Source organism: Flavobacterium sp., assembly GCF_035195345.1.
Lineage (GTDB): Bacteria > Bacteroidota > Bacteroidia > Flavobacteriales > Flavobacteriaceae > Flavobacterium.
The window spans coordinates 493431-515103 of the sequence record NZ_CP136574.1 but is presented as its reverse complement, the minus strand read 5'-3'; the positions used below and the strand labels follow the sequence as shown (position 1 = coordinate 515103).

Below are 21673 nucleotides of genomic sequence, written 5' to 3'. Positions count from 1 at the left end.
CATCATTAATCAACTAACACCTAGCAATAACAAACACAACTATATATAAATGAAAGAATTATCAGTAAATCATTTAATCGGAATAAAATATATTACCAAACAAGACATTGATTTAATTTTCGAAACGGCTGACCATTTCAAAGAAGTAATTAATCGTCCCATCAAAAAAGTACCCTCATTACGTGATGTTACGATTGCAAACATTTTCTTCGAAAATAGTACCAGAACCAAATTATCATTCGAGTTAGCACAAAAACGACTTTCAGCCGATGTTATTAGTTTTTCGGCTGCACAGTCTTCGGTTAAAAAAGGAGAAACATTAATTGATACGGTAAACAACATTTTATCAATGAAAGTGGATATGGTGGTAATGCGTCACAGTAGTCCTGGAGCGGCTCATTTTTTATCACAAAATATTAATGCAAGTGTTGTAAATGCTGGAGATGGAGCACACGAACACCCAACACAAGCTTTGTTAGATAGTTTTACGATTAGAGAAAAATTAGGTGATGTAGGCGGAAAGAAAATCGTAATTGTAGGCGATATTTTACACTCAAGAGTAGCTTTGTCAAATATTTTCGCATTACAAATGCAAGGTGCAGAAGTTAAAGTTTGCGGACCAAAAACGTTGATTCCTAAATACATCGAATCATTAGGAGTAACTGTTGAGCCAAATCTAAGAAAAGCTTTAGAATGGGCAGATGTAGCCAATATGTTACGCGTTCAGAACGAACGTTTAGATGTGAGTTATTTCCCAACCACAAGAGAATACACCCAACAATACGGTGTAACCAAAGAATTATTAGATTCACTAAATAAAGAAATCGTAATCATGCACCCAGGACCAATCAATAGAGGAGTTGAAATTACTTCCGATGTAGCAGATTCACAGCAATCGGTGATTTTGAATCAGGTGGAAAATGGTGTAGCGGTTCGTATGGCAGTTATTTATTTATTGGCAAGTAAGATTAAGAATTAATTTGTTATATTAGCAATAATCAGTAATACCACCAAAATGAGAGTAGATCAAAAAGGGCATACCACCATCATCAAAGACACACAAAATAATGTGGAAGCTTTTGTGGGTAAAATTACCAATGAATATCATGTGTTTCAAGGTCAGAATTTAATTTTGGATGTATCACACAATAAAACACTTGCTAATGCTGATTTAGTTCATTTTAAAGAATTAGCTAAAACCCATAAAAAAGCAAAAAAATCAATGATTATAGTTTCTGATGTTGTTGATTTTGATAAAGTTCCCAATTATTTAAACGTAGTTCCTTCCGTTTTAGAAGCACACGACATGATTGAAATGGACGAAATTGAACGCGATTTAGGATTTTAATGATGGATGCTGGGTGATGGAAGTTGGAAGAAAAACTTGAAACCTGAAACTTGAAACTTTTTAACCTTGAAACTACAAATACTTGGCTGTTACGCAGCTACTCCAAGAACTATAACCAACCCAACATCACAAGTTTTAGACATAAAAAACCATTTATTTCTAATCGATTGTGGTGAAGGAACGCAAGTGCAATTACGCAAGCATAAAATCAAGTTTTCTCGTATTAATCATATTTTTATTTCGCATTTGCACGGCGATCATTTTTATGGATTAATCGGTTTAATTTCGACGTTTATGTTGCTAAATCGCGAAAATGATTTGCACGTTTATGGTCCAAAAGGAATCAAAGAAATTATTTTATTGCAATTGCGTGCTTCGGGTTCATTTACGGGTTATAATTTATATTTTCACGAACTAGAATCAAAAGAAAGTGAAGTAATTTTTGAAGATGAAACCGTAATTGTAAAAACTATTCCGTTAAATCATAGGGTGTATACCAACGGATTTTTGTTTCAAGAAAAGCTAGGAAAACGCCATTTGAATATTGAAGCCGTTGAGAAATATAAAATTGAAAAGGTATATTTTGATAAAATAAAATCGGGTGGAAATGTAACCTTAGATTCAGGGGAAGTGATTGATAATAAATTACTTTCATTGCCTCCTGATGCAACTAAAAGCTATGCTTTTTGTAGTGATACAGTGTATGATGAATCGATTATTTCAATCATTAAGGATGTAGATGTGTTGTATCATGAATCCACGTTCTTAGATTCCGAAGCACATTACACTGAAAAAACCAAACACACTACCGCAAAAGAAGCCGCTCAAATTGCGAAGTTAGCGAATGTAAAGCAACTAATTTTGGGACATTATTCTACAAGGTATGGTTCCATCGAGCCTTTCAAAACAGAAGCACAAACTATTTTTGAAAACGTACTTTTAGCCGATGACGGTAAAGAATTTGATTTTTAATATAAACAGAATTTTTTGGAACACAGATTAAAGAAATTTCAAAAATTTTAATAATTTCTTTGATCTGTGTTCCCAAAAAAAAACATTTTCAAAATTATAAATTATGATACAAACTGTAATTTTTGATATGGATGGCGTAATTGTAGATACCGAACCGGTACACCATTATGCGTATCACAAACATTTTAAGCAATTAAACATTGAAGTTACTTCCGAAATGTATGCTTCCTTTACTGGAAATTCAACGCGTAACATTTTTCAGAAATTAAAAGCACAATTCAATTTAGTGGAAGAGGTTGAAGATTTGATTTTAACTAAAAGAAACCTTTTCAATGATGCCTTCGATTCAAAAGAAGATTTGTATTTAATTGAAGGAGTTGAAGATTTAATCAAAGATTTACACGCCAACGGAATGCAACTAGTTGTGGCTTCTTCAGCTTCAAATGTTACAATCAACCGAGTGTTTACCCGTTTTAATTTGCATCAATATTTTACGCATATTGTTTCGGGCGAAGATTTTCCGAAGTCGAAACCACATCCTGCTATTTTTGAACATGCTGCGAGTTTATCGATTGCTCCAAAAGAAAATTGTATTGTAATAGAAGACAGCACGAACGGAATTCAAGCGGCAGTTTCAGCTGGAATTTTTTGTGTGGGTTACAATAGCTTTCATTCTAAAAACCAGGATTTATCAAAAGCAAATGTGGTGATTCAGCATTTTAACGAATTGAATTTTGAGAAAGTTCGTGATTTAAATTAACTCATTTCTCGATCTTGAAACGTGTGTTTTTCAACAATTCGTTTGCTGTCTTTTTTAACCGATTCTACTTTTCGCATGGACCAAAAGAAATCACTTGAAAATTTACGTGCTTCTTCCAAATTGACAATTGGAAAAGGATAATCGAGACCTATTTCAAAATCATACAACATTTGTTCAATAGGAGTTAATTTCCAAGGTTCATGAATAAACGCAGTTGGAATATTTGCTAATTCAGGCACCCATTTTTTGATAAAAGTGCCATCAGCATCGTGTTCGTAAGAGTTTTTTACAGGATTGTAAACTCGCAACGTATTAATTCCAGTCACACCCGCTTGCATTTGAATTTGCGGATAATGTATGCCAGGTTCAAAATCTAAAAATTGTTGTGCCAAATGCGGACTGCAATTTTGCCAAGGTTGGAACAAATGATGTGTGTAAAACGAAACTACCAAAGCGCGCATTCTAAAATTCAAATAACCTGTTGTGTTTAAACAGCGCATACAAGCATCAACCAATGGAACTCCTGTTTTTCCTGAAATCCAGGCTTTATGATATTTCTCGTTAACTCTTTGATTCAAATTGCGATAGCCTTTATTCACAGCGATGAATTCCATTGCGCTTTCCATTTCAAATTTCTGAATAAAATGGGCTTGCCAACGTAATCTTGACGCAAAATTAGAAATTTGACGTTTGAATTTTCCTTGTTGATGAATTTCCCAAGCTTTGGTATACACTTGTCGGATAGATAAATTGCCCCAAGCAATATATGGCGATAAACGACTACAACCTTTTCTACCTAATTCGGGTTTTGAAATGTGATTGCTATAATTTTGTACACGTTCTTCAAAGAAAGAATGCATATAACGCATTGCAGTAGGAACGCCACCTTTTTGAAAATTTGGATTATGAACTGTTTTAATCGAAGGAACATCAAATGCATTTTCTAACTCTTCAATTTCTATATATTTTACAAAACTTCTTGGCGTAGGTTGAAAAGGTAAACAATCTTTATCCATATAATCATACCAATCTTCTTTCCATGTTTTTCGGTTTTTGATGCCACGAATGACACCATTTGTGATGTATTCTTTCCAGATAATTCCTTTTTCATTAAGTAATTCAGCCACTGGTAAATCTCTTTCATATGTCAGTTTTATTCCTGTTTCTTGATGGGAATAAATTTCTCGTATAGAAATAAGTTGGGTTAATTTTTGAAAAACTGGTACCGCTTCTCCTTGAACAATTAGAATTTGCGTGTGATATTTTTGCAGTTCTTTTTGAAGCGCTTCTAATGATTGTTTGATGAAATCAAAATGACGCTGACTGTAATGATAATCTTTCATCAGCGAAGGTTCAAAAATATAAAGCAATAAGGTTTTACCCGAAGTCGATAGGGCTTCATGTAAGGCTTCATGATCGTGCAAACGCAAATCTCTCTTGAACCAAACAACTTTCATTTTAATAGGTTTGTGGTTTATTGTTAGTAGTTTATTGTTTTAAACTTACTGTAAATTAATTAACCAACTGCTTCCTTGTAGACTTTTAGGCATTTTTCTCGTGCTTCTTTGTGATCTACAATGGGGTTTGGATAATATTGGGTTTCCAATTCAGGAATCCATTTTTTAATATATTTTAAGTCTTTATCAAACTTCTTGATTTGTTCGGTTGGGTTGAAAATTCGGAAATATGGAGCAGCATCAACTCCTGAACCTGCGGCCCATTGCCAATTTCCAACATTACTCGCCATTTCGTAATCTAATAATTTTTGAGCAAAATAAGTTTCGCCCCAACGCCAATCGATTAGTAAATGTTTGCATAAGAAACTTGCTACAATCATACGGACGCGATTGTGCATGTGTCCGGTTGCATTTAATTCACGCATTCCCGCATCAACAAAAGGATAACCTGTTTTTCCTTGACACCATTTTTGAAATAAATCTTCATTGCTTTCCCAAATAATGGCATCGTATTTTGGTCTAAAACTCGCATTTTTTGTATGTGGAAAATGCCATAAGATTTGCATGAAGAATTCGCGCCAAATTAATTCGTTCCAAAAGGTTTCGTTTTTTTCAGCTATAGCTTTTCCAACCATTTTTCGAATAGAAACCGCACCAAATCTGAGATAAATTCCCAAATAAGAGGTTTTATTCAAAGCAGGAAAATTTCGAGTAGCTTCGTAATTCTGAATTAAATTTTCGGAAACATCAAATGGTGAAACTTTAATACTTGATTTTTCAAAACCAATATCATCTAATGATAAAAAAGGGTAGGAGTGTTTCGTAATTTTATCCAATTTATCTTCCGATGGATAATGAACTAACTTAATTTTTCTGAAGTTCTCTTTCCATTTTTTGGAATATGGTGTGTAAACTACATAAGGCGTTCCATCATCTTTTACGACTTCACTTTTTTCAAAAATAACTTGGTCTTTAGAAGTTAAAAAAGAAATGCCATTGGAAACAAACAACTGATTCATTTCCTTATCGCGCTTACGAGAGTAAGGTTCGTAATCATGATTAGTATAAACCGCAGTAATTTTATTTTCGGAAATTAATTTGGTAAAAACTTCAATTGGATTTCCATGAAAAACAGCAAGCGATTTACCAATTTTATTCAATTCCGACTGAATTTTTTCTAATTGCTCGTGAATAAACGAAACCCGAGCATCATCTTTTGGAAGTTCCGACAAAATAATTTCGTCAAAAATAAAAATAGGTAATACTTCTTCATTACTATTAAAAGCATGAAAAAGCCCTACGTTGTCTTCTATTCTTAAATCGCGTCTAAACCAAAAAATGTTCATGTTTGTTTATTTGTTTCAAGTTTCAGATCTCAAGTTTAAGATTTGATTTTTGAATTTGTTATTGTCGTTGAATTTGTTAGCCGTTTACTAATAATGTTGACATTCCGCCATCTACATGGAAAATTTGTCCTGAAATCCAACTGCTTTTATCACTTAATAAAAAGCTTGCCATTTGGGCGCTGTCTTCTGGTTTTCCAAATCGTTTTAACGGATGGCGCTCGGCTGACTTTTCTTGTTTGGTTTCGTTGTTTAAGAATTTATCAGCTAATGGTGTGTCGGTTAATGAGGGTGCAATTACGTTTACTCTAATCTTTGGAGCATATTCGGCTGCTAATGCTTTTGCAAAACCTTCAATAGCTCCTTTAGCCGCTGCCACGCTAGTATGAAATGGCATTCCCATTGAAGCAGCAACACTACTAAAAAGCACAATGCTCGATTGTTCACCCGCTGTTAAATTCGGTAAAACAGCTTGAATTACTTTTACTAAACTTATGAAGTTAATTTGTAAATCGGCTTCAAAAGCTTCTGGTTTTAATCCTCTAAACGGACGTAAATTAATGCTACCCGGACAATAAACCAAACCATCAATTACAGCAGGTAATTTTGATGTATCTAAAGTATCAGTTGAAGCATTAAACGGAATATAAGTAACATTCAATCCTGCTAAATTTTCATTGGATCTAGATGCAACAAAAATATTATTATCGTTTTGAAGTTCTTGAGCAATGGCTAATCCTATTCCGTAAGATCCGCCTATTAATAATATGTTTTTCATGTTTTATTTTTTCTCTTGTTAGTTACGGACGCGATAAATCGCATCTCTACTTGAATTATCCAAACATTTCGATTAATTTTTTTCTTCTGTATTCGAAGATTTCATTCAATTTAGGTTTTACTAAAAACGGATGAACCAATTGTCCAATAATTCCCATAGGAACTTTATAATCTACAATATCTTCCATTTCCACGCCGCCGGGAATTTCTTTTATAAAGTGTTTGTGATGCCACAACGCATAGGGTCCAAAGCGTTGCTCATCTACAAAATACTGTTTATCAACTACATGTGTTATTTCGGTTACCCATTTAGCAGGAATTCCTAATACAGGTGTAACGATATATTGAATAATTTGTCCTGGATACATCGGTCTATCAGCACCTGATAAAATTTTGAAACCCATATATTCAGGTGTGATTTTTTGAAGGTTTTTTGGATCTGAAAGTAATTCCCACGCTTGGTCTATAGTAATGGGTAAATTTTGTTTGGTATGTAAACGGTATATTTTCATAGTATTTTTTTGTAAAGATATAAAATTGTTTAATAATAATTATAAATGATTAAACAAAAAATAATTCATTTAAGTTTATATTAACATTTGATTCTAATACAATTTGTAAATTTGGTCATCAAAATCAAAACCTATGAGAAAAATTATTGTTATGTTGGCTTTAGTAATAGCCAATTTTGTTATGGAAGCGCAAGTTAAGACGCCTCAATCTAGTCCTTTAGCTAAAATTGAACAAGTGGTTGGTTTAACAACAGTTCAAGTTGAATATTCTAGACCAAGTGCAAAAGGAAGAACCGTATATGGTGATTTAGTTCCTTTTGGGAAAATGTGGAGAACAGGAGCAAATGCAAATACTACTATTTCATTCAGCGAAGATGTAAAAGTGGGTGGAAAAGATTTGAAAAAAGGTAAATATGCATTATTTACATTTCCAAAAGCAGATAGTTGGGATGTTATTTTTTATTCTGACACGAATAATTGGGGTTTACCTGAAAATTGGAACGAAGCTAATGTTGCTTTAAGAGTTACTGTAAAACCAGAAACATTAAGCAAATCTGTTGAATCTTTTTCAATTTTCTTAAATAATCTTACAAACGATTCTGGATTAATTGAATTATCTTGGGAAAGAACAATGGTATCTATTCCATTTACGGTTCCTACGCAAGAAACTGCAATGAAAAGTATTGAAAAAACATTAGCTGGGCCATCTGCAGGTGATTATTTTTCTTCAGCTCAATATTTTTATCAAACGAATGGAGATATGACTAAAGCATTATCTTGGGTAAACAGTGCAATTTCAAATTCACCTAAAGATAAAGATGTACCATTTTGGTATTTAAGATTAAAATCGTTAATTCAAGCAAAAACAGGTGACAAAAAAGGAGCTATTGCAACTGCAAAAGAATCTTTAGCGTTATCTGTGAAAGCAGGAAATGGTGATTATGAAAAAATGAATAAAGATAGTATTGCAGAATGGTCTAAATAATAGAACACACTGAAATAATTTTATAAATATTAAAGCCTTGAGATTAAATTTCAAGGCTTTTTTTATGGAATAAACTTCTTAAATCGAAGTATCAATTTTATACGCCATCGTAAGCGTTAATACATATTGAATACCAACTTCTGTTTGGTTAGGATTAATGACTTTATCAAAACCAGCAGCTGAAATTCCGTCGTAGTAGAAGGTTTTGTTTTTTCGTGCGATTTTCTTTAGGTATTGGTTTCTGTTGTTTTGATTGGTTTCAATTTCTGCCGATTCAAAAGCTTGGTACATTTTGTATTGCGTTTTTGGGAAAACCGTTGCAAATTCTTCTGTTGCTGTTGGTGTACCAATGATTCGCTTTCCAAAGGATTTCATATATCTCATTTTTTTTGTTTCGGCTAAAACCAATGCTTCATCAAAAAGTGAATTGTGAATCGCATTCGTGTCATTATTAAAATATTCGACTTTTATGATGTCATGAATTTCAAAATCGGAAGCTATTGTAATTAATTTTTCCAAACTATTGGCATTGGAAGTAGTAATAATGATGTTCTTTTTGATTTCAAAACCCTTATCAATTTGTTGTGCGGTTTCTAAATTGACATTAAAATCATAAATTTTGGTTTGCGAAATAAAATCGATGTAGCAGTTATCTTTTTTTATTCCCAATGCTTTTATTTTATCTAAAAATCCATCAATTCGAGCATTTATTTTTTTGCTACAACCCGAAACTGTTTCGTCTTCTTGATTCAATCCCAATGTAATTACAAATCCGTCAGCTTTTTTATTAAGCAACATTTTTACGGTAACTGTTAAATGATTGTCATTGATAGAAACAACCGTATTATTAGGCAAACCATTCTGATTGTAATTGTTCTCGTTGTAGCGATTATTTCCATAGACTTGATTGCCGCTAATTTGAGCTTGAGCAACACTAAATGTGAATACTAAAGCTACAATAATCCAGTTGATTTTTCCGTTTAAATAAGAAACTTGTGTTTTCATAATTTTATATTTTTAATGATTTGACTGCAATAGTACTTTCGAAAAAAGAAAAACGTTTGGCAAAACTACTTTCCTGTTGCTGTAAAGTTTTTTCGCTACATTTACAGTGGTTTTACAGTAAATAAAAATTCGCAATCACTTACTTTTGACCCAAACAAACATGAATCTAATAGACGTATTTCATAAACTTAAAAACGATGTGCTTTTGACGTATCAGAAGCAGTATCCTTATTTTGAGGGAAATTGGAAAACGTTTAGTTCGCAAGACATTCAAAATTTAATTGATTTGATAGCTGTTCAAGTAAAACAAACGGTTAGCGAAAAATGGATTTACACGCATTTGAAAGTCGAAGCCAATGATAAATTGCCTCGAAAAGATATGTTGGATATTTTATCGCAATTGGTCGGTTATTCGGGTTGGGATGAATATGTGTTTAAATGGAAACAAGAAGTGGTTCCAAATGTGGTTCAACCAAAACGAAATTATAATGTTGTTTTTAGTCTTGGTTTTATTGGTTTGTTTTTGATAGGATTTTTTTCATATCGTTATTTGAATAGGGAAGAAGTACAAACTATTGAAGTAAAGAATGCGTTTACCGAAGAGCAAATCAACAGCGAAGAAGTAAAAGCTGTAATGATTGAAAATAATGTAGAAACACCAATTGAAATTGTAGATTCTAAAATTCAGATTACAACTAAAGACAGCGCGAAAATTGTTTTGAAAAGTCCGTATTATAAAGACAAAACAATTGTAGTAGGAAAAGAAAATTCCAATACAATTTCTTTACAACCAGATGATTATGCAATGATGTTAAAAGGTTTTATGAAATCAGATATTAAAGATTGGGAAACCCGAAAAGAACAATTGCAAAAGATTTTAGCCGATGATTTAGAAGTTTTGGTAATGCTTAAAAACGATTTGGGAATTGAATATTTTAACAAACAAGAATTTTCTGAAAAATTGATTGTTCCAAGTGTTGCTTTGAAGCGAATGAAAGTGATTGATATTCAAAGCAATGATAAAGATGAAATTAAATTTATACGAATTATACAAGAATAAGATGTTTACAAGAAGTTTCCTTTTGATGTTTTTACTATTTACATTTTCCTTGTTTGGTCAAAATGCAAATACGTCTGCGTCTTCTGCAATAAAAGCTAATTTTACAATAGCTTCAGTGAAAGCGTATCAGGAAAGTGCTACTTTAAAAGTGGAAGATTATTACCAATATCTGACTTTATTGTCAAGTGAATCCACATCGGAAACTTTAAAAGCTGAAATTAAAACCAGTATTTATAGTTTATTTGAAAGTGAAAAAGTAATGGTTATCGATTTTACTTCAATTGAAAATAATGCTATTTCATTACCTGATTTAATTGAAAAAATAATGAATAAGAATTACTCATTTTCCGTTTCCAATTATGAAAATTCGATTGTAGGATTTGATTATTGGACTACGCAATACCAATTGACCATTAGTCAAAATAATAAACGTACAGAAGTACGTTATTTCCAAAAAGTAGCATTTAAACCCATAATTAAAAGTTTTGGCGCTTCTAAAAAAGAAGTATGGACGTTGTTTTTAGGAGAAATCACATTGCCTTAAGTTGTAGTATGAAGTAGTAAAAACAAAAGCCTTGAAATTAAATTTCAAGGCTTTTGTTTTTCATAGCAATGATTCCCGAAAAATTAGAACGCTAACTTAACAGTTAATTCAAATTCGTCGCTAATTGTTTTGTCTCCTAAATCAGAAAAGAAACTACCTGAACCGTATTTGATATCGTATTTAGTTCTGTCAACTTTTAAAGTTGTTGCAGCAGTGTTTCCAGCAACTGTTAATTCAAATTTGATTGGGTGTGTAATTCCTTTAATAGTTAAATCTGCAGTTACAGCGTAAACTCCATTTCCTTTTTCACCAATAGTTTTGAAAACTAATGTAGCTGTTGGGAATTTTTCAACACCAAAGAAATCATCTGATTTTAAATGTCCGTCTAAGTTTGTTTTACCTTTTCCAGATAAATCAGTTGTATTGATAGTTGTCATGTCAACAATAAAGTTACCGTTAACAACTTTTTTTCCTTTGAATACTAAATTTCCTTCTTTAATAGCAATAGTTCCTTCGTGTGCGCCAGTTACTTTTTTACCAACCCAGTTAATAGTACTTTTTGCAGCATCTACTTTCTTAGTTTGTGCTGTAGTTGCGAATGATACGAAAGCTACAAGAGATAAAGCGATTGATTTGAAATTTTTCATGTGTAAAAATGTTTAAGTGTTAATTAATTGATTATTAAATAGTAGTAAATAATTCTTCTTTTGATTTTCTAACTTTTGCATAATGTTGCGTAGCATCTTCTTCATGACGATATCCTACTGCTGCAACTAATGATGCGTTTAATCCTAAAGCGTTTAATCCTAAAATTTCGTTGTATTGTTCAGGTTCAAAACCTTCCATTGGAGTAACATCAATTTTAAGTTCAGCAGCTGCATTCATTAAGTTTGCTAACGCTAAATAAGTTTGTTTTGATGTCCAAACCGATTTTTTATCTACGGGTAATGGTACAATTTTCGATTTCATAAAGTCAGAATAACCTTTTAAATCTTCTACTGATAACCCTCTTGTAGTAGCAATGTTTTGAACATATTCATCAATATGATTTTCTTGAACATCCACAATATTAGCAAAAACTAATAGGTGAGAAGCATCTACAATTTGCGATTGTCCCCAAGAAGCTGGTTGTAATTTTGCTCTAACTTCAGGATTTTCGATGATGAATACTTTGTATAATTGTAAACCATAAGAAGAAGTACTCAATTGAATTGCTTCTTTCAAGGTTTCTAAATCAGCATCCGAAACTTTTTTAGTAGCATCGAATTTTTTCGTAGCATAACGCCATTTTTGATTTTCTATAAAATTTGTCATAGTAATTTTTGGGTTTTTAATTTCTAAATTTTTCAAGCAATTCGTTTAACAATTCTAATTCTGCAGTAGTCAAATTTTTTGAAAAATAGCGCTCATGAGCTTCAACTAAGGGATCTAATTGAAGTAATAATTGCAAACCTTTCTCGGTAATGGTGATTTCCATTTTTCTTCGATTAATAGGGCAAACTTCTCTAAGAACTAATTCTTTTAATAACAGTTTGTCAACTAATCGTGTGGTATTACTTGTTTTTGCAATCATGCGTTCCTGAATCATACACATATTTGCAGGCTTTCCTTTTTGCCCTCTTAAAATACGTAATACGTTAAATTGTTCTGGGGAAAGGTCAAATGGTTTTAATAGCTCATTAAACTTTTCCGAAATGACATTTTCAGTATACATTACATTGAGTAATGTTTTCTTTTCCATTGCCATTGGAGTATTTGGTTTTATGATTTCTTCTATTCTCATTTGTCGTTGTAAAATTTGTATGTACAAATGTAGTAATAATTTTATTTGTATGTACAAATGTTTGATAAATTTTTGTTAAAGTTTTAAAATTGCATTTTTTGATAGTACTTTTGAAAAAAATAACAAAGATGACAAACTTAGATCAAAACACGTGGTGGAGCCAGTTTTCGCAAGATGAAAATGGTGTTATACTAGATGTTCGTACCGAAGATGAATTTAACGATGGTTTTATTCCAGGCGCAATAAATATCGACATTTATAAAGGACAAGGTTTTATCTATAGAGTAGAGGAGTTAGATAAATCGAAAAACTACTATGTGTATTGTGCGGCTGGAGTACGAAGTGCCAACGCTTGTAATGCCATGGAACAATTAGGTTTTGAAAACACCTTTAATTTACTAGGTGGTTTTTCTAATTGGGAAGGACCAACAGAATAAAGAAATCCGCTGAAGAGCGGATTTTTTTTTTTGGTTTATACTTTAAGAAGGGCGAGTAGTCATAAACTGCTATTTAGTTTTGATTTTAACGGTCCGCGGCTTGCCGAAGGCGGGGCATTAGAAGCACTAACCTGTCTGCAAGCACAAATGTAAAATAGAAGCACAACTGTTCAATTAAGCACGTCAGCCCCGCTTTTGGCAAGCCGATGTTAGCGGTTCGTTGTTTTTTCTTGTCCATTGTCCACATTGTTTCATCGGCTTTTTGTCAGTGTATATTTTTGTGGTGATGTCTTTGGAACTCTTGTAATGATTTGTCTTGCTTCAAGGTCAAGTTTAACCCATTCAAGATACCAGTTTAATGAGCCGTCAAATATTATTTTTTTGTCCTTTAAACTTTGAGCAATTCTCTGTGATATTTCTGAAAATGTCCCGTCTTTATTTTCAGTCAAATATTGAACTGTTTCTGTTGTCAATAATTCATACTTATCCTTGTTTATGCTGACAGCTTTTTTTCCCTGCGGATGTTTGAGTTGTATTTTTTGTTCTTCCATAATCTGTCATTTAGATAGTTTATAACCTAAGTAACTGCCAAGAAACTTTGCTGTATTGGCAATAGCAAATATTATGATAAAGTCAGACCATTTCACACCTGCTGCTGTTATTATGACAATGTCCAGCAGAACATAAATGAGTGGGTAGAGAATTACCAATTTTAAAACATTTGGGTATTCCTTTTTCTTCCAATGACGTGTCACGAGAAAGAAGAAAATAAAGCCGAAGATTCCTGAAATATACGGTGCAGAAATGTTTGCATGTGCTTCATAAACACTTTGGTCTTGTCCAGGGTTAATGAGGTAAGAATAAACAGCAACTTCAAGGAATGAAATAATGACTAAGGTTATCATAGTCAGTATTGCCAGTCCAATTAACTTTAAGATGATATATTTTTTCATAATTGATTTTTTTATTTTGCTCTACAAGAACATTCGTGATGTTCACTAATATATTTTATTGATTCGATGCAAAGTTCTTTCAATGCCGATATTTTGATGTCTGAAAGTTTCTTTACATAGATACATCCTTTCGTTATTTTGAATTTACCAAGGTCGGCTAATGCTAATTTACTTTTCTCTGTGTCAGAATATACATAAAGTGTAAGTGCTGGTTTTCTTGGTGAAAAGCCCAAAACTGGTGCATCTCCTTCGTGTCCGCTTGGGTATTTGTAATGATAATTACCAAAACCGATAATGCTCGGTCCCCACATTTTGGGTTCAGAGTCGGACCACTCTTGCATTAGCTCAATAAGTTGAAAACTGTCAACCCTTTTCTGGTCGTTGTCAACATAAGAGTTTATAAAGTCGGTAACGTCCTGCCCTGTGTATGTTGTCTTTGTCTTTGCCATATTTTTTATTCAAGTAGTTGTCTGTCGTGATTGGATGGTCGTCTTTACAATGACCGCTAACTCGTTTATATGCTCAGTTTTTTGCTATTTTATTGAGCATAGCTAACTGTTTTTGGGTAGCTATGCTCAACTATTATTGCGTATTATTTTTTTATAAATCATCAAAAGGACTTTTAATTTGCTGAATGTTTTTAGTACTCACATGCGTGTATATTTCAGTTGTTTTACTACTATTATGCCCTAATAATTCTTGTATGTATCTTAAATCTGTTCCACTTTCTAATAAGTGAGTAGCATAGCTATGACGTAGCCAATGCAATGTAACAGGTTTGTTTATTGTGACCAATTTAATACTTTTTTTCAATATTTCCTCTAAACTTCTTGCAGAATATTGTGTATTTTTTTATGTCCTTCAAAAAAATCCGCTGAAAAGCGGATTATCTTATGTTAATCGTTTTAATTTATTTTTATCTAACAGCGTAATCTTTTTGCCCGTTAACTCAATATGATCTGATTTATTTAAGTCGGATAACAATCGAATACAACTTTCGGTTGCGGTGCCAATCATTCCGGCTAATTCTTCTCTGGATAGTTGGATGTGCAATGAACCATCTTCGTTTTTACCAAAAGTTTCTTCTAAATATATTAAGGTTTCGGCTAAACGTTGGCGTACGGTTTTCTGTGCCATATTCACCATATGATCATCGGCTCCTTTTAAATCTTCACAAATCGTTTTCATTACATTCATCGAAAACTGGTTGTTTTTTGTAAAAAACTGCATCACTTCGCTTTTAGGAATAAAGCAAACTTCCATGTCTTCTAAAGCCACAGCACTTAAATTAGCAGGTTCATCGCTAATCATTGATCGTTGCCCTAATAATTCTCCTGGTTTTACTAGTTTTACGATTTGGTCTTTTCCATTGTCGCTTAACTTAGACAATTTGCAAACACCATCTTTTATACAGTAAATACCATTAGTTACTTCACCTTCTTCAAAAATGGGCTCTCCTTTTTTTATAGTGTAAGATGTTTTGCATTCGGCCATGCGTAGCAATTCTTCTTTATTTAAGGCCTTTAATGAACTAAATTGCCTCACAATACATTGTTCGCATTTACTCATTTTAAGAAATGTTTAAAGTTTGATACAAATATAAACAAAGTATGACAATTATCATATTTTGTTTTGCTTCGAAGTAAGAAATTTGTGCTTAGGTAAAATGAGCAAATCTATGGACACTGAAAATTGTTTCCATTGTGGTAATGAAATAATAAAAAAAGACGAAATTCTATTTGACGATAAAAAGTTTTGTTGCAATGGTTGTAAAACTGTGTACGAAATTTTTAGTCAGAACGATTTAACGTGTTATTATGATTTTCAGGCAGCACCCGGCGCCACACCACAAGATATTCAGGGCAAATATGACTTTTTAGACAATGAAGAAATTGTTTCAAAATTATTGGAATTCCAAGAGCGTACAACACATATTGTTTCACTCTACATTCCTCATATACACTGTAGTTCGTGTATTTGGATTCTGGAAAATTTACAAAGACTTCAACCAGGAATAAACGCTTCTCAAGTTAATTTTGGGGAGAAAAATGTCCGAGTTACGTTCAATCCAGAACAAACTTCCTTAAAAGATATTGTTTATCTATTGAGTTCAATTGGTTATGAACCTTACATCAGTTTAGAAAATTTTGATGAAGGGAAGAAAAAAATTGATCGAAGTTTAATCTATAAAATTGGAGTAGCCTTTTTCTGTTTTGGAAATATCATGCTGCTTTCGTTTCCCGAATATTTTGAAGTGGAGGAATTTTGGATTAATCAATACCGTGGATTTTTCCGTTGGTTGATTTTTGCTTTGTCGCTTCCTACTTTTATATATTCCGCTTCTGGTTATTATGTTTCCGCTTGGAAAAGTATTAAATCGGGCATGCTGAATATCGACATTCCAATTGCTTTAGGAATTGTAGTCATGTTTGTAAGAAGTACAGTTGATATTATTTTTGATTACGGTCAAGGTTTTTTCGATAGTATGGCGGGATTGATTTTCTTTATGCTTTTAGGGAAGTTATTCCAAAAGAAAACATACGATTTTCTTTCGTTTGAACGCGATTACAAATCCTATTTTCCAATTGCTATCACTAAGATTTTACCAAACGGAGAAGAAGAATCGGTTCAAGTTTATGAAATTGAGAAAGGAGACAGACTTTTAATTCGCAACCAAGAGCTAATTCCAGTAGATGGAATTTTAATTTCTGAAAAAGCTTCTATTGATTACAGTTTCGTAACAGGGGAAGCGGTTCCAATCGAGAAAAAATCAGGTGATAAAGTCTTCGCTGGCGGAAAACAATTGGGAAAAGTTATTGAAATGGAAGTTTTGTTTTCAGTATCAAATAGTTACTTGACTCAATTATGGAGTAACGATGTCTTCCAAAAACGCATAGAGCAACAACACAAAAATATTACCGATAGAATTAGTCGTTATTTTACACCAGCTTTATTGGGATTATCTATAGTTTCCTTTATTTATTGGTTTTTTATTGATGTTACTACTGCTTTCAATGTCTTTACAGCTATTTTAATTGTGGCTTGTCCGTGTGCTTTGGCTTTAACGGCTCCGTTTACGTTAGGAAATGTGTTGCGAATTTTAGGCAATCGAAAATTATACTTGAAAAATGCGTTGGTAGTCGAACAATTAGCCAAAGTAGATACCATTGTTTTCGATAAAACCGGAACGATTACAACCAATAAAAAAACAGCCATTACTTACGAAGGAACCGAATTAAATGTATCCGAATTAAAATTATTGAAGAATGTTTTACGAGGTTCAAATCATCCCTTAAGTAGAAGATTGTACGAGTTCATTCCGAATCAAGAAAAATTAGAAACTTCAAGCTTCGAGGAAATCATCGGAAAAGGAATTTTCGCTGAAATCGATGGAAATACAGTAAAGTTAGGTTCGTCACAATTCCTAAAAACCATGACCGAAAACACGCATAAGAAAACCAAAGTGCATGTTGAAATCAATGGAGTTTATAAAGGAAGTTACGTGTTCAATAACCAATACAGAAAAGGATTAGAGCAATTATTTGATGATTTAACGAAGCAATACAATTTAGTGGTTTTATCGGGCGATAATGATGGTGAACGTAGCATATTGGAAAAAATGTTGCCAGCAAAAACTACATTAGTATTCAATCAAAAGCCTGAGCAAAAATTACAATTTATTGAACAACTCCAAAAAGAAGGCAAAAATGTAATGATGGTAGGTGATGGGTTAAACGATGCTGGTGCTTTAGCTCAAAGTAATTTGGGATTGTCTATTTCAGAAAACGTAAATGTGTTTTCACCCGCCTGTGATGGTATTTTAGATGCATCTCAATTTGATAAGATAGCTTTTTTCATGCGTTATTCTAAAAACGCAATGAAAACAATTTACATGAGTTTTGGTCTTTCTTTATTATATAATGTAGTAGGATTAAGTTATGCAGTGACCGGTAAATTAGATCCAATTGTAGCGGCTATCATTATGCCATTGAGCACAATAACCATTGTTAGCTTTGTGACAATTATGACGAATTTGTATGCAAGAAAGCGATTAGTAGACTAAATTTTAAGAAAATTTTAATACATGATAAAAGTCATGTTTTATAAAAACGAGTAAAAGTAACTTTGTTAACACAATTTAAGGTATGAGTGTCATTTATTTATTAATCACGATCAGTATAGTAGTAGCTATAGCTTTTTTAATTGCTTTTATAAAAGCAGTTAAAAGTGGCCAATATGATGATGACTACACACCATCAGTCAGAATGTTATTTGACGATGAAATTGTAAAAGAGAATCCAAACAAATTAATACAAACAGAAAAACAAAAATCAATCTAATTTATGGAGAAGCAACAATTTTATTACGACAACAAAATTGTACGGAATTTCATCTACGCTAGTATCGTTTTCGGAGTAGTGGGGATGTTAGTAGGGCTTATTTTAGCTTTCCTATTTTTGTTTCCAAACTTAACAAGCGGCATTTCGTTTTTAAGTTTTGGGCGCTTAAGACCTTTACACACCAATGCGGTCATTTTTGCCTTCGTTGGAAATGCAATGTTTGCTGGAGTATATTACTCTATGCAACGTTTGTTAAAAACTAGAATGTTTAGTGACTTTTTAAGTAAAGTTCACTTTTGGGGATGGCAATTAATTATTGTTGCTGCAGCAGTATCTTTGCCATTAGGTTATTCAACTTCTAAAGAATATGCAGAGTTAGAATGGCCAATTGATATTGCAATTGCTCTAATTTGGGTAGTTTTTGGTATCAATATGATTGGAACGATTATTAAAAGAAGAGAACGTCATATTTATGTAGCTATATGGTTTTATATCGCTACGTTTGTAACAGTTGCAGTTCTTCACATTTTTAACAGTTTAGAATTACCAGTTTCAGCAATGAAATCATATTCGGTTTATGCTGGTGTTCAAGATGCTTTAGTACAATGGTGGTATGGACACAATGCGGTAGCATTTTTCTTAACTACGCCATTCTTAGGAATGATGTATTACTTTGTTCCTAAAGTAGCAAATCGTCCTGTGTACTCATATAGATTATCAATTATTCACTTTTGGTCGTTAATCTTCATTTATATTTGGGCTGGACCTCACCACTTATTATACACTGCTTTACCAGATTGGGCTCAAAACTTAGGAGTTGTTTTCTCTGTAATGTTGATTGCTCCATCTTGGGGTGGTATGATTAATGGATTATTAACATTAAGAGGTGTTTGGGATAAAGTTCGTACTGATGCTGTATTGAAATTCTTCGTTGTAGCTATTACAGGCTATGGTATGGCAACTTTTGAAGGTCCAATGTTATCATTGAAAAACGTTAATGCTATTGCGCACTTTACAGATTGGATTATTGCTCACGTTCACGTTGGAGCTTTAGCTTGGAATGGTTTCTTATCATTTGGTATGATCTATTGGTTAATCCCAAGAATGACAAAAACAAAATTATTCTCTGAAAAATTAGCGAATTTCCATTTTTGGATTGGTACTTTAGGTATTATTTTATACTCGCTTCCAATGTATGTTGCTGGATTTACGCAAGCTTCTATGTGGAAACAATTTAAACCAGATGGTGGAGCATTACAATACGGTAATTTCTTGGAAACAGTAACCGAATTAATGCCAATGTATTGGATGCGTGCTGTGGGTGGAACTTTATATCTTACGGGAGTTATTGTATTAGTATATAACATCATTAGAACCGTTAGACAAGGTTCTCCAGTAGAGAATGAATTAGTAGAAGCACCAGCTTTAGCTGTAATTTCTCCTAACCGTTTAAAAGGTGAAAAATTACACTCTTGGTTAGAAAGAAAACCAGTTCAATTTATGTTATTGACTACAGTTGCTATTTTAATTGGAGGTTTAATCCAAATTTTGCCAACCATTTTAGTAAAATCAAATATTCCAACTATTTCATCTGTTAAACCTTACACACCTCTTGAATTAGAAGGTAGAGATTTATACATTAGAGAAGGTTGTGTGGGTTGTCACTCACAAATGGTTCGTCCGTTCCGTTCAGAAGTAGAGCGTTATGGTGACTATTCTAAAGCGGGTGAATTTGTTTACGACCATCCATTCTTATGGGGTTCTAAACGTACGGGTCCAGATTTAGCTCGTGAGGGTGTAACAGGAAAACCGTTTAACGGAGGTAGATCAGACGATTGGCATTTTAACCACATGTATGATCCTCAAGGTTTAAATGAGAAATCAATTATGCCAAGATACCAATGGTTAATCAAAAATGAGTTGGATAAATCATCTACTCAAGATAAAATGAGAGCCATGGTAACTTTAGGGGTTCCTTATTCTGATGCGGAAATTAATAATGCTCTTAAACATATGGACGAACAAGCTACTAAAATTGAAACCAATTTATTGGCTAATCCAGATATTAAGAAATCATTTGGAAATGAAACAGCTGCTCCGTTGAAAAATAGAGAAATTATAGCTCTTATTGCATATTTACAAAGATTAGGTACTGATACTCAAGTTAAAAAATAATAATTATGCTAAAATTTATTAAACATAATTTAGAAACCATAACGGGAGTAGAAATTTATCCAATCATTTCATTGACTATTTTCTTTACAGCATTTGTATTGTTCACAGTTTGGGCTTTTACTTACAGTAAAGAAAAAATCAAAGAAATTAGCGAAATGCCATTAAACGACGAATAGTCATAATTATAATTTACTGAAACTGAATCAACCATAAGGTTTTATTTATGGTTGGTCAGCTTCACATAACATCAAAATTTTCTACATATGAAAAAATTAATTCCATCATACGTAAGAGTTCCATTACTGTTTGCATTCGTATTTGCAGCTATGGAATATTTTATCGATTCAGGAGATAGGCCAGCTTTTATAAAGTTTCCAATGGTAGCTTTATTTTTGGGAGTATTCTTGTTTTTATTAATTGCAATCGAAATTGTAATCGATGCGGTTGATAAAGTAACGTATCATTTATTAACAGATGAACAAAAGAAACAATTAGAAGAAGCTCAATCGGTTTCATTTACAGAAAGTAAATGGTATCAAAACATAGTTAGTAAACTTACTCGTTCTAAAGAAATAGAAAGAGAAGAAGATATCATGTTAGATCACGATTATGACGGTATCAAAGAGTTAGATAACGTTTTGCCACCATGGTGGGTTTATTTATTCTATGGTACAATTATATTTGCATTAGTTTATATGATTCGTTTCCATGTAATGAATGAATATGATCAAGAACAAGAGTTTAAAAATGAAGTAGAGTTAGCAGAATTAGAAAAATCTAAATTGCCTAAAAATGCTGCTGATGAAGTAAGTTATGAAACAGTAGTAGCTTTAACAGATGCAACAAGTTTAGCTAAAGGAAAAGAAATCTTCACAAACGCTTGTGCAGCGTGTCATAAAGCCGATGGTGGTGGTTTAGTAGGACCTAATTTAACGGATGACCATTGGATTAATGGAGGTGGAATCAAAAACGTTTTCAAACTAATCTCAGAAGGAAGTAAAAACAACCCTTCAATGGTAGCTTGGAAAAGTAATTTATCTTCTTCTGATATCCAAAACATTGCAAGTTATATCTTAACTTTAAAAGGTTCTAATCCTGCAGGAGCAAAAGCCGCAGAAGGTGAAGTTTGGAAAGAAACAGCAGAAGTTAAACCAGCCACAGAAACTGTTACAGATTCAACAAAAGTAGCAGAACCTGCAAAAAAATAACTAGTACATAAAAA

General features: G+C 32.7%; 26 protein-coding genes. 13 read left to right on the top strand and 13 right to left on the bottom strand.

Annotated elements, in window-relative coordinates:
* Window positions 1–49: 49 nt before the first annotated feature.
* The 4 genes from RSE15_RS02465 (at window position 50) to RSE15_RS02450 (ending at window position 3080) form a co-directional block, all read left to right on the top strand.
* On the top strand, window positions 50–979 hold the full coding sequence (locus RSE15_RS02465; protein ID WP_324069405.1) for an aspartate carbamoyltransferase catalytic subunit: 930 nt from the start codon (window positions 50–52) through the stop codon (window positions 977–979).
* 36 nt (window positions 980–1015) lie between these two features.
* A complete protein-coding gene (locus RSE15_RS02460; protein WP_324069404.1) occupies window positions 1016–1348 on the top strand; it encodes a ribonuclease Z in 333 nt (110 codons plus the stop codon).
* A 66-nt stretch (window positions 1349–1414) separates the two neighbouring features.
* Window positions 1415–2320 (top strand): ribonuclease Z, encoded by a 906-nt coding sequence (locus RSE15_RS02455; RefSeq protein ID WP_324069403.1) that lies wholly within the window; start codon window positions 1415–1417, stop codon window positions 2318–2320.
* A gap of 103 nt (window positions 2321–2423) precedes the next feature.
* Window positions 2424–3080: an HAD family hydrolase gene (locus RSE15_RS02450; RefSeq protein ID WP_324069402.1), complete on the top strand. Its 657-nt coding sequence runs from the start codon at window positions 2424–2426 to the stop codon at window positions 3078–3080.
* Here the strand turns inward: RSE15_RS02450 and RSE15_RS02445 are convergent.
* From RSE15_RS02445 to RSE15_RS02430, 4 genes are all read right to left on the bottom strand, one after another.
* On the bottom strand, window positions 3077–4537 hold the full coding sequence (locus RSE15_RS02445) for a cryptochrome/deoxyribodipyrimidine photo-lyase family protein (protein WP_324069401.1): 1461 nt from the start codon (window positions 4535–4537) through the stop codon (window positions 3077–3079). The genes RSE15_RS02450 and RSE15_RS02445 overlap by 4 nt on opposite strands.
* A gap of 59 nt (window positions 4538–4596) precedes the next feature.
* A complete protein-coding gene (locus tag RSE15_RS02440; protein WP_324069400.1) occupies window positions 4597–5883 on the bottom strand; it encodes a cryptochrome/photolyase family protein in 1287 nt (428 codons plus the stop codon).
* Between the two features lie 76 nt (window positions 5884–5959).
* On the bottom strand, window positions 5960–6658 hold the full coding sequence (locus RSE15_RS02435) for an SDR family NAD(P)-dependent oxidoreductase (protein ID WP_324069399.1): 699 nt from the start codon (window positions 6656–6658) through the stop codon (window positions 5960–5962).
* Window positions 6659–6713: 55 nt separating this feature from the next.
* Window positions 6714–7169, bottom strand: a complete 456-nt coding sequence (locus RSE15_RS02430; protein WP_324069398.1) for an SRPBCC family protein — start codon at window positions 7167–7169, stop codon at window positions 6714–6716.
* A 133-nt stretch (window positions 7170–7302) separates the two neighbouring features.
* On the opposite strand from RSE15_RS02430, the gene RSE15_RS02425 reads away from it, so the two are divergent.
* Window positions 7303–8154: a DUF2911 domain-containing protein gene (locus tag RSE15_RS02425; RefSeq protein WP_324069397.1), complete on the top strand. Its 852-nt coding sequence runs from the start codon at window positions 7303–7305 to the stop codon at window positions 8152–8154.
* A 78-nt stretch (window positions 8155–8232) separates the two neighbouring features.
* On the opposite strand, the gene RSE15_RS02420 is transcribed toward RSE15_RS02425, so the two are convergent.
* On the bottom strand, window positions 8233–9159 hold the full coding sequence (locus tag RSE15_RS02420; protein WP_324069396.1) for an SIMPL domain-containing protein: 927 nt from the start codon (window positions 9157–9159) through the stop codon (window positions 8233–8235).
* Window positions 9160–9319: 160 nt separating this feature from the next.
* Between RSE15_RS02420 and RSE15_RS02415 the strand changes: the two genes are divergently transcribed.
* Both RSE15_RS02415 and RSE15_RS02410 read left to right on the top strand, forming a co-directional pair.
* Window positions 9320–10219 carry a hypothetical protein gene (locus RSE15_RS02415; protein ID WP_324069395.1) on the top strand — a complete coding sequence of 300 codons (900 nt, stop codon included), beginning with the start codon at window positions 9320–9322 and terminating at the stop codon, window positions 10217–10219.
* On the top strand, window positions 10185–10763 hold the full coding sequence (locus RSE15_RS02410; protein ID WP_324069394.1) for a hypothetical protein: 579 nt from the start codon (window positions 10185–10187) through the stop codon (window positions 10761–10763). The genes RSE15_RS02415 and RSE15_RS02410 overlap by 35 nt, the downstream gene beginning before the upstream one ends.
* 83 nt (window positions 10764–10846) lie before the next feature.
* Here the strand turns inward: RSE15_RS02410 and RSE15_RS02405 are convergent, their stop codons facing one another.
* Genes RSE15_RS02405 through RSE15_RS02395 form a run of 3 tightly spaced genes read right to left on the bottom strand, consistent with a single transcriptional unit; the run spans window position 10847 to window position 12546 of the window.
* Window positions 10847–11410 carry a YceI family protein gene (locus RSE15_RS02405; protein WP_324069393.1) on the bottom strand — a complete coding sequence of 188 codons (564 nt, stop codon included), beginning with the start codon at window positions 11408–11410 and terminating at the stop codon, window positions 10847–10849.
* Window positions 11411–11444: 34 nt separating this feature from the next.
* Entirely contained in the window at window positions 11445–12077 is a 633-nt protein-coding gene (locus tag RSE15_RS02400) for an NAD(P)H-dependent oxidoreductase (RefSeq protein WP_324069392.1), read from the bottom strand.
* Window positions 12078–12093: 16 nt separating this feature from the next.
* Window positions 12094–12546, bottom strand: a complete 453-nt coding sequence (locus tag RSE15_RS02395; RefSeq protein ID WP_324069391.1) for a MarR family winged helix-turn-helix transcriptional regulator — start codon at window positions 12544–12546, stop codon at window positions 12094–12096.
* 128 nt (window positions 12547–12674) lie between these two features.
* Between RSE15_RS02395 and RSE15_RS02390 the strand changes: the two genes are divergently transcribed.
* Entirely contained in the window at window positions 12675–12983 is a 309-nt protein-coding gene (locus tag RSE15_RS02390) for a rhodanese-like domain-containing protein (protein ID WP_324069390.1), read from the top strand.
* A 251-nt stretch (window positions 12984–13234) separates the two neighbouring features.
* On the opposite strand, the gene RSE15_RS02385 is transcribed toward RSE15_RS02390, so the two are convergent.
* The 5 genes from RSE15_RS02385 to RSE15_RS02365 all read right to left on the bottom strand — a co-directional run bounded on the left by RSE15_RS02385 (window position 13235) and on the right by RSE15_RS02365 (window position 15505).
* Complete coding sequence (locus tag RSE15_RS02385; RefSeq protein ID WP_324069389.1) at window positions 13235–13534, bottom strand: DUF6958 family protein; 300 nt, start codon at window positions 13532–13534, stop codon at window positions 13235–13237.
* 6 nt (window positions 13535–13540) lie between these two features.
* The gene (locus RSE15_RS02380) at window positions 13541–13936 is read right to left on the bottom strand and encodes a hypothetical protein (protein WP_324069388.1); all 396 of its coding nucleotides are present in this window, start codon (window positions 13934–13936) and stop codon (window positions 13541–13543) included.
* Window positions 13937–13947: 11 nt separating this feature from the next.
* Complete coding sequence (locus RSE15_RS02375; RefSeq protein ID WP_324069387.1) at window positions 13948–14385, bottom strand: DUF1801 domain-containing protein; 438 nt, start codon at window positions 14383–14385, stop codon at window positions 13948–13950.
* A 151-nt stretch (window positions 14386–14536) separates the two neighbouring features.
* On the bottom strand, window positions 14537–14731 hold the full coding sequence (locus RSE15_RS02370) for a tyrosine-type recombinase/integrase (RefSeq protein WP_416380763.1): 195 nt from the start codon (window positions 14729–14731) through the stop codon (window positions 14537–14539).
* 96 nt (window positions 14732–14827) lie between these two features.
* A complete protein-coding gene (locus RSE15_RS02365; protein WP_324069386.1) occupies window positions 14828–15505 on the bottom strand; it encodes a Crp/Fnr family transcriptional regulator in 678 nt (225 codons plus the stop codon).
* A gap of 109 nt (window positions 15506–15614) precedes the next feature.
* Here RSE15_RS02365 and RSE15_RS02360 point away from each other — a divergent pair, with 109 nt between their 5' ends.
* The 5 genes from RSE15_RS02360 (at window position 15615) to RSE15_RS02340 (ending at window position 21659) form a co-directional block, all read left to right on the top strand.
* Window positions 15615–17999, top strand: coding sequence for a heavy metal translocating P-type ATPase (locus RSE15_RS02360; protein ID WP_324069385.1), 2385 nt, complete (start codon window positions 15615–15617; stop codon window positions 17997–17999).
* 82 nt (window positions 18000–18081) lie between these two features.
* Window positions 18082–18276 (top strand): cbb3-type cytochrome oxidase assembly protein CcoS, encoded by a 195-nt coding sequence (gene ccoS, locus RSE15_RS02355; RefSeq protein ID WP_291135422.1) that lies wholly within the window; start codon window positions 18082–18084, stop codon window positions 18274–18276.
* Between the two features lie 3 nt (window positions 18277–18279).
* Entirely contained in the window at window positions 18280–20451 is a 2172-nt protein-coding gene (ccoN, locus tag RSE15_RS02350) for a cytochrome-c oxidase, cbb3-type subunit I (protein ID WP_324069384.1), read from the top strand.
* A 5-nt stretch (window positions 20452–20456) separates the two neighbouring features.
* Window positions 20457–20627, top strand: coding sequence for a CcoQ/FixQ family Cbb3-type cytochrome c oxidase assembly chaperone (locus RSE15_RS02345; protein ID WP_133607121.1), 171 nt, complete (start codon window positions 20457–20459; stop codon window positions 20625–20627).
* Window positions 20628–20714: 87 nt separating this feature from the next.
* Complete coding sequence (locus RSE15_RS02340) at window positions 20715–21659, top strand: cbb3-type cytochrome c oxidase N-terminal domain-containing protein (RefSeq protein ID WP_324069383.1); 945 nt, start codon at window positions 20715–20717, stop codon at window positions 21657–21659.
* Window positions 21660–21673 lie beyond the last annotated feature (14 nt).

Coding starts and splice junctions, on each gene's coding strand:
- RSE15_RS02440 (WP_324069400.1), bottom strand. CDS start 5,883: ATGAACATTTTTTGGTTTAGACGCGATTTAAGAATAGAAGACAACGTA.
- RSE15_RS02415 (WP_324069395.1), top strand. CDS start 9,320: ATGAATCTAATAGACGTATTTCATAAACTTAAAAACGATGTGCTTTTG.
- RSE15_RS02375 (WP_324069387.1), bottom strand. CDS start 14,385: ATGGCAAAGACAAAGACAACATACACAGGGCAGGACGTTACCGACTTT.
- RSE15_RS02395 (WP_324069391.1), bottom strand. CDS start 12,546: ATGAGAATAGAAGAAATCATAAAACCAAATACTCCAATGGCAATGGAA.
- RSE15_RS02390 (WP_324069390.1), top strand. CDS start 12,675: ATGACAAACTTAGATCAAAACACGTGGTGGAGCCAGTTTTCGCAAGAT.
- RSE15_RS02340 (WP_324069383.1), top strand. CDS start 20,715: ATGAAAAAATTAATTCCATCATACGTAAGAGTTCCATTACTGTTTGCA.
- RSE15_RS02425 (WP_324069397.1), top strand. CDS start 7,303: ATGAGAAAAATTATTGTTATGTTGGCTTTAGTAATAGCCAATTTTGTT.
- RSE15_RS02365 (WP_324069386.1), bottom strand. CDS start 15,505: ATGAGTAAATGCGAACAATGTATTGTGAGGCAATTTAGTTCATTAAAG.
- RSE15_RS02410 (WP_324069394.1), top strand. CDS start 10,185: ATGAAATTAAATTTATACGAATTATACAAGAATAAGATGTTTACAAGA.
- ccoN (WP_324069384.1), top strand. CDS start 18,280: ATGGAGAAGCAACAATTTTATTACGACAACAAAATTGTACGGAATTTC.
- RSE15_RS02405 (WP_324069393.1), bottom strand. CDS start 11,410: ATGAAAAATTTCAAATCAATCGCTTTATCTCTTGTAGCTTTCGTATCA.
- RSE15_RS02345 (WP_133607121.1), top strand. CDS start 20,457: ATGCTAAAATTTATTAAACATAATTTAGAAACCATAACGGGAGTAGAA.
- RSE15_RS02380 (WP_324069388.1), bottom strand. CDS start 13,936: ATGAAAAAATATATCATCTTAAAGTTAATTGGACTGGCAATACTGACT.
- RSE15_RS02385 (WP_324069389.1), bottom strand. CDS start 13,534: ATGGAAGAACAAAAAATACAACTCAAACATCCGCAGGGAAAAAAAGCT.
- RSE15_RS02460 (WP_324069404.1), top strand. CDS start 1,016: ATGAGAGTAGATCAAAAAGGGCATACCACCATCATCAAAGACACACAA.
- ccoS (WP_291135422.1), top strand. CDS start 18,082: ATGAGTGTCATTTATTTATTAATCACGATCAGTATAGTAGTAGCTATA.
- RSE15_RS02465 (WP_324069405.1), top strand. CDS start 50: ATGAAAGAATTATCAGTAAATCATTTAATCGGAATAAAATATATTACC.
- RSE15_RS02420 (WP_324069396.1), bottom strand. CDS start 9,159: ATGAAAACACAAGTTTCTTATTTAAACGGAAAAATCAACTGGATTATT.
- RSE15_RS02360 (WP_324069385.1), top strand. CDS start 15,615: ATGGACACTGAAAATTGTTTCCATTGTGGTAATGAAATAATAAAAAAA.
- RSE15_RS02450 (WP_324069402.1), top strand. CDS start 2,424: ATGATACAAACTGTAATTTTTGATATGGATGGCGTAATTGTAGATACC.
- RSE15_RS02445 (WP_324069401.1), bottom strand. CDS start 4,537: ATGAAAGTTGTTTGGTTCAAGAGAGATTTGCGTTTGCACGATCATGAA.
- RSE15_RS02430 (WP_324069398.1), bottom strand. CDS start 7,169: ATGAAAATATACCGTTTACATACCAAACAAAATTTACCCATTACTATA.
- RSE15_RS02400 (WP_324069392.1), bottom strand. CDS start 12,077: ATGACAAATTTTATAGAAAATCAAAAATGGCGTTATGCTACGAAAAAA.
- RSE15_RS02435 (WP_324069399.1), bottom strand. CDS start 6,658: ATGAAAAACATATTATTAATAGGCGGATCTTACGGAATAGGATTAGCC.